The 12,568-nt window shown below is 46.4% G+C and carries 9 protein-coding genes; 1 reads left to right on the top strand and 8 read right to left on the bottom strand.

What is annotated here, in order from left to right; genetic code table 11:
• Positions 1–300: 300 nt before the first annotated feature.
• The 6 genes from C3B52_RS12140 to C3B52_RS12115 form a co-directional block, all read right to left on the bottom strand.
• Complete coding sequence (locus tag C3B52_RS12140; protein WP_164684764.1) at positions 301–1,701, bottom strand: hydantoinase/oxoprolinase N-terminal domain-containing protein; 1,401 nt, start codon at positions 1,699–1,701, stop codon at positions 301–303.
• Positions 1,682–2,821 (bottom strand): DUF917 domain-containing protein, encoded by a 1,140-nt coding sequence (locus C3B52_RS12135; RefSeq protein ID WP_103106343.1) that lies wholly within the window; start codon positions 2,819–2,821, stop codon positions 1,682–1,684. Before C3B52_RS12135 ends, C3B52_RS12140 begins: the two co-directional genes overlap by 20 nt.
• An 18-nt stretch (positions 2,822–2,839) precedes the next feature.
• A complete protein-coding gene (locus C3B52_RS12130; RefSeq protein ID WP_103106342.1) occupies positions 2,840–4,243 on the bottom strand; it encodes a sigma-54 interaction domain-containing protein in 1,404 nt (467 codons plus the stop codon).
• 169 nt (positions 4,244–4,412) lie between these two features.
• Positions 4,413–5,360, bottom strand: coding sequence for an agmatinase (locus C3B52_RS12125; RefSeq protein WP_103106341.1), 948 nt, complete (start codon positions 5,358–5,360; stop codon positions 4,413–4,415).
• 30 nt (positions 5,361–5,390) lie between these two features.
• Positions 5,391–6,614, bottom strand: coding sequence for a sodium/glutamate symporter (locus C3B52_RS12120; RefSeq protein WP_103106340.1), 1,224 nt, complete (start codon positions 6,612–6,614; stop codon positions 5,391–5,393).
• A 186-nt stretch (positions 6,615–6,800) separates the two neighbouring features.
• Positions 6,801–7,670 (bottom strand): LysR family transcriptional regulator, encoded by an 870-nt coding sequence (locus tag C3B52_RS12115; protein ID WP_103106339.1) that lies wholly within the window; start codon positions 7,668–7,670, stop codon positions 6,801–6,803.
• Positions 7,671–7,842: 172 nt separating this feature from the next.
• On the opposite strand from C3B52_RS12115, the gene C3B52_RS12110 reads away from it, so the two are divergent.
• On the top strand, positions 7,843–9,663 hold the full coding sequence (locus C3B52_RS12110) for a sigma-54-dependent Fis family transcriptional regulator (RefSeq protein ID WP_103106338.1): 1,821 nt from the start codon (positions 7,843–7,845) through the stop codon (positions 9,661–9,663).
• A 44-nt stretch (positions 9,664–9,707) separates the two neighbouring features.
• Here the strand turns inward: C3B52_RS12110 and C3B52_RS12105 are convergent, their stop codons facing one another.
• Positions 9,708–11,186, bottom strand: coding sequence for an aldehyde dehydrogenase family protein (locus tag C3B52_RS12105; RefSeq protein WP_103106337.1), 1,479 nt, complete (start codon positions 11,184–11,186; stop codon positions 9,708–9,710).
• A gap of 13 nt (positions 11,187–11,199) precedes the next feature.
• Entirely contained in the window at positions 11,200–12,564 is a 1,365-nt protein-coding gene (locus tag C3B52_RS12100; RefSeq protein ID WP_103106336.1) for a putrescine aminotransferase, read from the bottom strand.
• Positions 12,565–12,568 lie beyond the last annotated feature (4 nt).

The raw sequence follows: 12,568 nt of genomic DNA, 5'->3' as shown, positions 1-12,568 counted from the left end.
AAAGCAATTCCCATGCCAACCTTTGTTGACCTCATTTTGAGAAAGTGAGAGCGGTTTTGAACGATTTTTCTATTTTTTCTCAAGGAAAAGCGTTATTTCGAGCTATGAACACGTACTAAATTTGAATATCATGTCCATATTTAATGATATTTCTCATGATTTCGCATTTTTTCTCTGTTTTTATCAATTTGATAATTTTTTGATAAAAATAAGCATAAAAAAGACTGGATATCTAAAAGGACGGCTCATCCTTTTTTGAATCCAGTTATTTTATTAGCACTATTTAAGGGCAAGCTCTGCTTAACCGGCTGAACCAATACCAGTACACGTTTGAAGTGAACCAATTGCCTTCACCTTTATACGCAACGCTTTTGTTGGCATATAGGAAAGCGGGATCGTCTCAACCGTTTGAACGAACACCGTTTCTGGTATCGCTCCTGCGTGTATCGCCGATTGAATGGCCTCTATTTTTGCCAAGTGAATCGTTTCTTCACGGTTCATATCCTCCAGCCAGTAAATCCGATCGACACTCCCACTGACCGGAGCGATACAGGTCCCGATCGCACTCGCATTCTCATAATGCGTGGGATGAAGCACGTCTGCCCACGGATACTTGAAAGCAGCTGCGAGAGGGGCACTTTCTTCTCCTACAAAAACGATCGGGAGCGGCTCAAAGCGAGGTTGGAATCTCTGAATGGCGTGGTAGACCGTATCTAACAGTTCATCATTAACAATAAGCTGACCGCGATGTGGCAAACGTGTGATATCCGGCATTTGAAGATTCACGCTTATTCCCGCCATTTTTTGATTTCGTCGTTTTTCACGTGGAAAACCACCCTCAATCACACCAACACAAACATCTGAATGACTCACGTCAACAACGACACAATCCTGTAGGCCCGTCAGGAGAGAAGCACCGCGAAAGCTGTTCGATATTCTGGAGCCAAACGTGCGAATCGGATGATACAAAACAGATTTGTACGACAAAAGCGATCCATCATTTTGCGTAAAGGATATATTCGCATCGATGCGACATTGCTTCATCAAGTCTTCCAAGCCTTTTAGCGAATGGATGATGACTTTGGACAGTGCAGAATTGAGAATCGCAGAATTTTCTCGTTCCAAAAACCCGATACTTCCCAGCTCGTGAGACATGGTAATCGGGTAATCATCGCCCAAGATTTCGTGAATCCAGTCGGCGACGAGCTTTTCATGGGAGTGGTTCACTGGCGAAAACGATCCCGTAATGGCAAATGCCTCAAAGCCCAAGTGATGGGTGGATCGTAAGTATTTTTCTATGTCTTGTTTACACGGTTCGATCCAGGTTGGACTCCCATCCAGCTCGTGCCCACCTTGCACATAAAAAGTGCCTAGCCCTAAAGCTTGATGGATGAGCATGGGTCCTCCGTATAAAGGGGGTATCGTGCTCTTTGCTTGTCCGATCCGAATGGAGCAAACCTTGGCAAGATGCTTTCCTTCCAGGAGCGCATTGGCAAAATAGTCAGTACCAATGATCACATCACATATCGTCGTGTGTACCTGATCGATCTGCGTTAAAATTTTTTCCAGAACTGTCCCTATTCCTTTCACCAAACTATCCGGTGCTGTCGTTTCCTTGGCCAGTGCCAAAATCATACCATGCTGGTCCATGACGACAGCCGTTGTGGAGCCTTTGTCTACATCAATACCTAACCGGTGCATGAATATCTCCATTCCCCTCTTCAGCTAATAGATGTTCGGCTGGAGTGTATGAGTCGGCAATGCCGAAGTTCCACGGACCGATAACATCCATCATCTTGGAATGCCGCAAGACGATTGGACAAGGAATGACGATTACCCAAACATTCATATGCGATTCTAGATCTTCTATTAGAACGGGGAGTCCGGTGTCGGAATCCAGCACACAAATTAAATCAGGTACCGTTGTCAGGATTCGTTCCCCTTTTTTGGCGAGCAAATATTCACTTTGAAATTGGATCTCAATTTGTTCACTGTGATAGAAACCAGTTCCTTCTACGAAAAACTCTCCGCGCAGCAGTCCATTCTTCAAGTATCGTTGAAGCTCGACTACTTTTCCTTCGATCAGCTTGAAAGGCCGACCATAGATTGAATTTTGCAGCTCTCGAGCCAGATTCGTAAAGACGCGATGAACGTCAGCCCCTGCATGCAGCACGGCTTCGCCAATCCGTTGTGACAGCAGGAAGTTATGCGGAATTCCTACCTCCTGCAGCATTTTTGCCTTCATGGGAAAGCTGGCTGTCGCGACTGAGCCTCCCATTTTTGTCATGGATACCCGTCCTATTTTTTCGATCTCGATATTCGATGGACTGATGATTTTTTCTGAATAACCATTGCTCGCGCAAAGGATTAACGGACTTGCGTGAACACCAAATGCATGAAAAGTAGTCATTTGCAGCTCCGGAAATGCACGGCCCATCCCATCGCAATCGACTACCGGAAGATTTGTCAGCGCTGCCGTCAGAACTGGAGGGAGTGCATTGATCCCGCCAATTTCAAGTGAAGTAATGGCATGGGCTTTACACCGCTCTGCTTTTTCCATCTCTCTCAGTGCCATGACCATTTCATGACCTGACATCATTTTTTCATAGTGAATGGCAGGTGAGCCCATCAGTGCGATCGTCACCACCCAATCTTCGTCCTGCAGTTCAAAAGGAGATACGAGCTGCACAGGACCAAACTCGCGGATGGCTTGCTTCGCCATGATCTGTAACAAAGCTGGATCACCTGCACCGCCTGAGCCCAGAAACATGGCGCCGCAAGCAAGTGAATCGACAAAGCGCTCATCGATACTTGTAGTCATTCACGCACCCCCTCCCCTCTATCCTTTTCGATTGATCCTTTGCAGGCGTCTGTAAAGTGTGGCAACACTGATGCCCAAAAACTCAGCTGCTTTTCTTTTTCCTTCGGTGCTCTTGCCGAATCGTCGAACGGCCTCAATGATCAGCTGTTCTTCACTCTGCTCGAGTACGCCCTCAACGGCAGCCCCTTGATTGTCCATAGCATGAGGGCTAGACGGAAAGTGTTGTAGTGGCACAGATAAGATTTCATCATTTGCCTGATTCCCTCGAATCGAAGCTGGCAAGCTGCTGATCGTAACGAGATCTCCAATTTCCAAATTCACAATATATTCCAGCGTGTTCTCCAGCTCGCGAATGTTACCTGGCCAATGATAATCCATAAAGCATTTTATCGCCTTCGTCGAGAATCGCTTTGGTTCCTTGCCCAATCGGTCACCGAACCATTTTAAATAAAATTGAATTAAATCGTATAAATCCTCTTTACGATGCCGCAACGGTGGGACAAAAAGCGGAATAACATTTAGGCGGTAGAACAGATCTTCACGAAATTGACCACTGACAATCATCGCGTCCAAATCTTTATGAGTGGCGGCAATTAAGCGAACATCTACCGGGATGCTTTCGGAGCCGCCGACTCTTTCCATCCGACGCTCTTGCAGGACCCGCAGCAGTTTTGCCTGCAGATATTGCGGCATGTCACCGATCTCATCCAGAAATAGCGTTCCGTTTAGTGCTAATTCGAATCTACCGGGCTTGCCGCCCTTTTTGGCTCCGGTAAACGCTCCATCCTCATAACCGAAAAGCTCACTCTCGAGCAGCGCTTCCGGGATTGCCGCACAGTTGATCGCAACAAAAGGTCCATTTTTCCGTTCGCTATTGCGATGAATAGACTGGGCGAGCACCTCTTTTCCCGTTCCACTCTCCCCACGAATCAAAACCGTTGAATCGCTTTTCGCAATCGTTCTTGCCTGCTCTTTTAATGCCAGAATCGCTGGGCTATGTCCACGAATATCTTCAAAGTTATATCGCGTAACAAATTTGCGATTTTTTTCGGACTCTGTTTCCTTTACTTGAATCGTAAATTGCAGAATAGCCCCCGTTACACGCCGATCTACAAAAAGAGGATGCAAGCGGCATACATACGCATGCCTCTTCCCCCTTCCATCCATTAGCTCAACTGCGAAATCGCGCAAGGGCTTTCCTTTTTTAACAAATTCAAGCAGCTTGGGTGTATCCACGAGTGTTTGAAGAGTCTGATTGAGAAGTACCACTTGAGAGCGCTGCCATATATGCTCTGCAGCTGGATTGGCATGTATGACTACTCCAGTCGTATCGACAACCAGAACAGGTAAGGTGATTAACGACAGCAGGCCCTCAACTTCTTGCAGCAGCAGCTTTCTTTCCTTGATTGTCTGATCTGTCATGTTCAGCCCTCTCAGCACAAGCTTTTTCATTTATGATTCATTATAGCCGTACTCTCTGTTAACAAAAAAGGATATCGCCCAAATAAAAAAACTCTATCGAAGCGAATTAGCATGAAGTACGAAAAAAAGCCATGATAGAGATTTCGCTTCTCCACCATGACTATAAGTACTACTTCGCTTCTCTTTTTTCTTTTTGTTTCAGAATGTGCCCCATAAAATTAAGCATGGTCATAGCTGCTACGCGTGTAGTTGCGTTTGTAGGATCGTACTGTGGTGCTACTTCAACCAAATCGAAGCAAATCACATTGCCTTTTTCCGCGATTCCAATCAAAATATCGTTTAAAAAGTCGTAGGAGAAGCCACCAGGCGATGGCGAGCCTGTTCCTGTTGCCAAGGAAATATCGAAGCAATCAATATCGATGGTGACGTAGTACTTATCTGCTTTTGGAATTTGCGCCAGGACGCCTTCCACGCCAAGCTGCAAAGCTTCCTTCGCTGAAATCAATTTGCTGTTGTACGCTTTGGCTGCTTCGAAGTCTTCTTTTCGACTACTGCCGAGACCACGCAATCCGATTTGCACCATTTCCTTTATATGACTCATTTCCGACATTCTCCGCATCGGGCTACCATTTCCGAAGCGCTGTCCGCCAGGTGCGTCTGACCAATCCAGGTGAGCATCAAGCTGGATGACGGTCACTTCCCCTTCATCCTTTAATCCTCTGGCGATTGGTATCGAGATGGAATGATCGCCACCCATGATGGCTGGTATCGCTCCTTTTTCTCTAATTTTGCTGACAGCATACTCAATCGCATCAAAGGAGCCCTGAATATCTCCGTGAACGACATCCGCATCACCAACATCTACGATTTTAACCGACGCGCCCAGGAATACCTCATCTCTTTCCGGATCATAAAAGCCTGCGTCTCCTCGTCCGTAGTGCGTGGACACCTCACGAATACGTCTCGGACCAAAACGACATCCGGATAAAAAACCAACTCCTGTATCATAAGGAACCCCGAGAACCGCAACATCTGCATCCAGCTTTTCGAGATCATCACAAATCGGGTATTTCGCGAACGTGCAAATTCCTGTAATCGGCATGTTTACTTTTTTCATGATCGTACCTCCAATGGTAGAGTTAGTAGTTTAATGAGCAAATAGATTCGTAAAAATAACGATGGATGGTACTCCAACGATATCTACTAGCATTGATCCACTTACGGGGATAATGAAAAAGGCTTTACGTGAAACCAGACCATACTTCTTTGTTACCGCATCCATTACTGCCAAAGCATTTGCTGTCGCGCCTAGTCCATGACCGATAAAACCGGCTGCCAGTAATGCTGCATCGTAGTTTTTTCCAGTCACTTTGAAGATAATTAACCATGCGATCAAAATGATAGCGATCGTTTGGGCAACTAAGATAATGAGTAGAGGAATTGCAAGATCATACAGCTCCCAAATTTTCAAATTCATCATCGCCATAGTTAGGAACAGCTCAAGTGCGACTACAGATACAACATCAAGAGTTTTGCTATCGATCTTGACGATATTTTTCTTGTTATTAAAGGAGGCAAAAAGCAAGCCAACAAATAAGCTGAAGACATGTCCTGGAATCGTAAACCCTGTGATATTCGTCAGCCATTTGGCTACATTCGTCCCGAAAGCCAGAACAATGAGAACGACAGCGATTACCGTCACAACATCTATATAGTTGATGTTTTTCTCTGGCTTCTTTTCTTCAGAGAGATCGACGCTTTTCTCCCAGCTGTCGTCCGTTTCGATCTTCAACTTATTCCTTTTAATCAACCAGTTTCCAAGAGGCCCACCGATTAAGCTTCCCGCAACCAAGCCATATGTCGCTGCAGCAAGTCCCACTGTTAAAGCCCCTGTTCCACCCGCTGCTTCTATGGAGGGTGCCATCGCTGCTGCCATACCATGACCGCCTTCTAATGCAGCAGCACCTGATGCAATCCCAAGCAAGGGTTCAATACCGAGCAATATAGCAAGTGCTACGCCAAATCCATTTTGGAAAATTGCTAGTCCCCAGCAAACGAGAATGTAATAGAATAAGACCTTCCCGCCCTTTTTGATCAAGGAAAGACTTCCTGCCAATCCGATGGTTACGAAGAAAACAAACATAAGCAAATCGCCCATCGTATTGTCGACCTTGACCTGCACAATCTCGAACTCTTTTAAGAGCCAGACAATGACTGCAAAACTAAATCCGCCGATAACGGGACTTGGAATGCAGTACTTTCGAAAAAAACCAACCTTCTTGTTAATCCACATCCCAAATAAAAGCAGTATCACACCAATGGCTGTTGAGGTAAGCAGATTAATCCCTAATGTCCCGTCTTGTAAGCTCACAAATCATGGATCCCCTTTCTATCAAAAGATTCAGACGTCTTATGTCCAAGACTATCATGTAAGCGGAAACAAAAATAATCCGAGAGATTTATCAACTAATAGATAAACTTTATTAGTAGCCATGTCATTGCCCCATCCGATAGAAAACCAGCGCTCGGACTTATTTCCTGCGCGCTGGTTCGCTGTTCACACAAACATTCTTTTGATATCGGACACGATTGGCGATATTTCTTCTGCTTTTAGATGAACGAGCGCGATGCTCGTTGTAAATTCGAGAGGAAGAACGAGCGGTACTTTTTTCAAACGCTGGCTAATCACTTCATCCTCGACGGCATTTTCCGGGAGAAAGCAAATCCCCATTCCTTTCATGACCAGTCTTTTAGCCGCTTCCATGTTATCAATATCGACAATTAAGTGCTGTTGAAACTTGACCGTCTCAAGCAAGCTCCTGATCCCTAACCACTCCGGAGAATTATGGTCATAGAAAATGATATTGTGCTCTACGACCTGTTCGATTGTGACGCTCTCCTGGTGCACTAATGGATGATCAGGATGTGCGTATAAGCCTACACGATAGTTCAACAACACTGTGGAGTCGATGCGTGGATGATTAATCTCTCGAATGAGACCACAATCCACTTCGTTATTCAAAACTTTGGACAGCGAGGACTCCGAATGGTCCGAAACGATCTTAAACCGACATGCCGGAAACCTGCTTTGCAAGACAGGAAGAATCTGGGGAATGACATAATTTGAGATGGAAATGGAGCAGGCGATTTTAACTTGATCCGGTATATACAGTTGCTGATTCATTTTATAAACCGATTCCTGGTACTCACGTAAAATCTTTTCAGCATAGGGCAAGAAGCTTTTTCCCGCTTCCGTCAGCACACACTTGTTGCGATCCCGGATAAACAGCTTTTGGCTGACATCGTTCTCTAATGAACGAATGCGTGCTGAAATAGATGGCTGCGATAAATACAAGGCTTCCGCTGCTTTGTTAAAGCTACCGAATTGTACGACATAAATAAACGCTTTGATGTTTTGGATGTTCATTGCTGCTTTCGCTCCCTTCTGGCTGCCATGAGATCTGCTTTTTTTTTTCTTCTCCCTATTCTCATAAATAATAACTGAAATAGAAAGAGGTATTATTCTAAAAAGAGGGAAAATACTATTTATTATCTTTTGACGAGGTCCTAATAGAAAAAGGATAGATGGAGGTGTACACGTGAGTCTGCTAAAAGAGATTCAGCACACAGTCCAGCAAGTTGCAGAAGCAATATCCGCGGTCCTGCAGATCGAAACGGAAATCGTCGATAATGAGATGACGATCATCGCCGGGACAGGAAAATACAAGGATATGATTAATATGAAGGAGGAAGAAGGCCAGGTTGAAGCGGGATATTTGTATGGACGCGTCATTCGAACCAATCAGCCATTCTTTGTGGAGGATGCACGCAATGATCCCTCCTACGATCCGTCCGTCCTCACTGGAGGTACCGAAGAGCTAGCTGAGGTTTGTGCTCCCATCCATTACGATGGTGCCGTGATCGGGGTCATTGGCCTGATTGCTTTTGATGAAATCCAGCGTCGCTCGCTTCTCATGAATAAGCTCGTACTGCTCACCTATTTGCAGCGCATGTCGGAATTGTTGACCAGTAAAATTTCCGAGCAAGCCGCTCTCAACAAGTGGATTAAGACTACCCAAAAGCTGGAGGTCTTGATTGGTTCTATCCACGAAGGAATTATTGCGATTGATGAACATGGAATCATTACGAATTGTAATGAAACTGCAGAGCAGCTTGTCCAGATGGATAAACAGCAATTGATCAACACTCCGATCGAACAAATCTGGCCAAACTCTCCCATGCTAGAGGTGATTCAGACTGGAAAAGGCTATATTCAGCAGGAAGAGCATTACCAACTGGATCAGCATGACATGCATCTAATCGTCACAGCCCGTCCGATTCTGATTCAGGATGAGGTTGTCGGCGTTGTGGCTACCTTTCGCCGGATGGCGGATGCTCGGAGATTGGCGTATGAGCTGACCAGTGAACAGAAGGATCTCTTTTTTACGGAAATCTATGGACAGAGCCGTGCCCTCTCGCTGGTGAAAAAACAAGCAGAGCAGGTGGCTAGAGGAACCTCCAATATATTGATTACAGGTCAAAGCGGTACAGGCAAAGGAATGATGGCTGCTGCTATCCATTCTGCTAGTAACCGGCGGACCGGGCCTTTTATTATCGTCAACTGCGGGGCTATCCCCGAGACATTATTAGAAAGCGAGCTATTCGGTTATGTGAGCGGAGCTTTTACGGGGGCGAGACGAGAAGGCAAAGCAGGAAAATTCGAGCTGGCAGATGGCGGAACGATCTTCTTGGATGAAATCGGCGATCTCCCTCTGCATCTACAGGTAAAGCTGCTGCATGTGCTGCAATCCAAGCAAGTAGAGCGGGTTGGGTCCAATCGCCTTATCCCTGTAGACATTCGTGTAATCTCTGCCACTAATAAAGATTTGGAGGAAATGGTACGAACAAAGGAGTTTCGCGAGGATTTGTTTTTCCGTCTGAATGTCATCCCGCTGTACATGCCGCCTTTGTCTGAAAGAACAGAGGATATCCCCGTGCTCATGGATTATTTTCTCGAAAAATACAGCCAAATGTCTGAGCACAGCCCGCTCACTTTCTCGCCTGCCGTCAGGCGCGCTTTTAGCAGCTACCATTGGCCAGGCAATGTGCGCGAATTGGAAAATGCGATTGAATACTCTGTGAATATGACAATGTCCTCCTACATCGATATGGACAGTATTCTTCCGCGTATTCGAAATGCTTGCAGTGCTTCTCAACCAGTAACCGCTGAAACTGATGAACAGTCGCTGAAAAATATGCTTTTGGATCACGAAAAACAAATCCTGATTGAAATGCTGAAAAAGTATGGACATGGACTGGAAGCGAAACGACTTATCGCCGCGAAGCTAGATATTGGGCTTGCCACCCTGTATCGGAAAATTGATGTCCATCAGCTCACTATCGATGAGAATATGACATAAAGAAGGAGGTACATGGTGTACCTCCCTTTCTATTAGCTATGTGATTAATTGCGGAACCATCCAGTCGGCTTTACCTGCAAATTAATGTTGATTTGCTTTACCTCCGTGTACGCTTCATAACCGAAAGTCCCTAGCTCACGGCCAATTCCACTCTGCTTGTATCCACCCCAAGGTGCTTCATTAAAGGTAGGGTGATACGTATTAATCCAGGTAATTCCTGCTCTGAGCTTGCGAATGACACGCTGAGCCTTGGCACCGTCATTTGTAAAAACAGCTCCCGCCAGACCGTACTTCGTGCCGTTTGCCAAACGGATTGCCTCTTCTTCTGAGCGGAATTTTTGCACGACAAGCACAGGTCCAAAAATCTCTTCCTGTACAATTCGAAGGGATGGATCAGCAGCCTCCAAGATGGTCGGCTCAACGAAGAACCCTTTTCCCAATCCGTTTTCCACCAGGCGATTTCCTCCGCACAACAGCTTCGCTCCTTCTTCGACTCCGAGCTGGATATAGGACAATACACGATTCATGTGAGATTCGGAAATGAGTGGTCCCATCTCGGTTTCTTCGTCCATTCCGTTGCCTACCACAATCTTTTTGGCGCGTTCTACCAAGCGATCAAGAAAGCGATCATAAACACTTTCTTCGAGAATCAAGCGTGACCCTGCCGAGCATACTTCACCTTGGTTTGCGTAAATCGCATACAGGGCATAATCGACGGCAGTCTCAAAATCAGCATCGGCAAATACGATGTTTGGCGACTTGCCCCCTAGTTCAAGTGATAGCTTTTTGACCGTATCCGCAGCATTTTTCATGATGGCAATTCCCGTGTCGGTTCCACCCGTAAACGCTACCTTGTCTACCAGCTCGTTTTTGGATATCTCGTCCCCGACCTCGCTGCCAGGTCCCGTCACCAGATTAGCAACACCAGCGGGTAAGCCTGCTTGCTCCAAGCACTCGAATAGTAAAATCGTCGTCAGTGGTGTCAGATCAGCAGGCTTTAACACAATCGTATTGCCAGCAGCCAGAGCTGGAGCTAGCTTTTGCGCATTCATGACTAGCGGGTAATTCCAGCACGTGATTGCCCCTACTACCCCGATCGGCTCGCGCACGACGAGTGCTTGAATATCATCTGGCACGTCATACGTTTGTCCAGTCGGTTTTGTGCATAATCCAGCATAATAACGAAACTGATTGACTGCGTCAGAAACGTCATAGGTAGACTCCCGTAACGGTTTCCCGTTATTTTGTGTATCCAGCTTCGCAAATTCATCCGCTCGCTGCTCAATCAAATCGGCAACACGGTTCAAAATCTCCGCCCGCTGACGGGCATGAGTCTCTGCCCATCCCGATTCATCAAAGGCACGCCTGGCAGCCGCTATCGCCCTCTGGGCATCCTCTCTGCCGCCTTTGGTTACGATGGCAATCGTTTCGCCTGTCGCAGGATTGACAACTGGGAAGGTTTCTTGCGATTGAGAATAGACCCATTCTCCGTCGATGTACATCTGTTTTATCGGCTTAGACATGGATGAATCCCCCTTAACGAAGCACTTTTGTTTCCTTGGATAGCTGTGCAATACCTTCCTCGATGCAAGCCAGTACGTAATCAATTTGCTCGTACGAAATGATGGCAGGTGGCTCCAGGCGAATGACTGTAGCGTTGTTTAACGTACCGCCAACCAGGATCTTTTTCCCGAATAGACGTTTTGCCAACGTATAGCCGAAGCTGTTTGTAGCGAACTCCATTCCGATCAAGAGCCCTCTGCCACGGACATTGACAAAAATATCAGCGTGACGGCTTTGGATTTCCTTTAGCTGTTTCATGATATAATCGCCTTTTTCCTTCGCCATTTGCGGTATGTTGTCTTCCAGAATCGTATGAATGCCAGCGATCGCTCCAGCGCAGCAGAGCGGGTTCCCGCCAAAGGTGGACGATCCGAGGAGGAACGGATTTTCTTCCATTTTTCCCCACCATTTTTTCTTGGCAACCATCGCTGCAATCGGCATCACACCGCCGCCAAACGCTTTTCCTAAAGTCATAATATCGGGAACGACATTCCAGTGATCGACCCCGAACATCGTTCCTGTGCGGCCCATCCCGGTTTGGACCTCATCGACGATCAACAGGCATTGGTAGCGATCGCAAATTTCACGCAGACGTGGCAAGTAGTCGTCCGGTGGGATATTAACGCCGCCCTCGCCTTGGATCGGCTCGACAATGACCCCTGCCACCGTTTCTCCTGTATTAATCAGAATACGGATCGCTTGCTCAACCGCATCAGCATCGCCAAAGGGTACGTGCTGGAATCCAGGGACGAGCGGCAAATACGGCTCACGGAACGTGCCTTTTCCCGAAGCAGACAAAGATCCAAACGTTTTGCCATGGAAGCCTTTTTCCGTCGAAATGAAATACTTTTTCCCCGTTGCCAGACGCGCCAGCTTTAATGCCATTTCATTCGCTTCTGTTCCGCAGTTTACAAGATAGGAGTGCTGCAGGTCCCCAGGTGTGATATACGCAACGAGCTTTGACAAGTACCCGCGCAGAGGATCAACCATTTCTTGACTATGTAGCGCATATCGCTTAATTTGCGCCTCAACAGCCTTGACGACCTTTGGATGACGGTGCCCTAACAAATAAACGCCGTAGCCACCAAGGCAATCAATGTACTCATCTCCCATCGTGTCACGGAATACTGCTGCCTCGTCCTCCCATTCGACGACGGAAAAATCATTGGAGACAGACTTGCGATGAGCCAGTATCGCTTTGGTTACATAGTTGCTAAAGTTATCTACAGAATCAGATACGATTTTTTTCTTTTGATCAACTGAAAGAGTTTCACTTTGAATAAACTCCAGCACCTCTGCCGCCAATTCCAGTGCTTCTTCTCTTGTCTTGCGTTCCATACTT

It is taken from the genome of Brevibacillus reuszeri, assembly GCF_002897295.1.
Classification (GTDB): domain Bacteria; phylum Bacillota; class Bacilli; order Brevibacillales; family Brevibacillaceae; genus Brevibacillus; species Brevibacillus reuszeri_A.
The sequence above is the reverse complement of the archived record's forward strand: the minus strand, read 5'-3'. Positions and strand labels throughout refer to the sequence as shown.

Bases quoted from the DNA above. Each gene is read 5' to 3' on its own strand.
- C3B52_RS12140 (WP_164684764.1), bottom strand. From the start codon at position 1,701: ATGCACCGGTTAGGTATTGATGTAGACAAAGGCTCCACAACGGCTGTC.
- C3B52_RS12100 (WP_103106336.1), bottom strand. From the start codon at position 12,564: ATGGAACGCAAGACAAGAGAAGAAGCACTGGAATTGGCGGCAGAGGTG.
- C3B52_RS12130 (WP_103106342.1), bottom strand. From the start codon at position 4,243: ATGACAGATCAGACAATCAAGGAAAGAAAGCTGCTGCTGCAAGAAGTT.
- C3B52_RS12115 (WP_103106339.1), bottom strand. From the start codon at position 7,670: ATGAACATCCAAAACATCAAAGCGTTTATTTATGTCGTACAATTCGGT.
- C3B52_RS12105 (WP_103106337.1), bottom strand. From the start codon at position 11,186: ATGTCTAAGCCGATAAAACAGATGTACATCGACGGAGAATGGGTCTAT.
- C3B52_RS12135 (WP_103106343.1), bottom strand. From the start codon at position 2,821: ATGACTACAAGTATCGATGAGCGCTTTGTCGATTCACTTGCTTGCGGC.
- C3B52_RS12125 (WP_103106341.1), bottom strand. From the start codon at position 5,360: ATGAAAAAAGTAAACATGCCGATTACAGGAATTTGCACGTTCGCGAAA.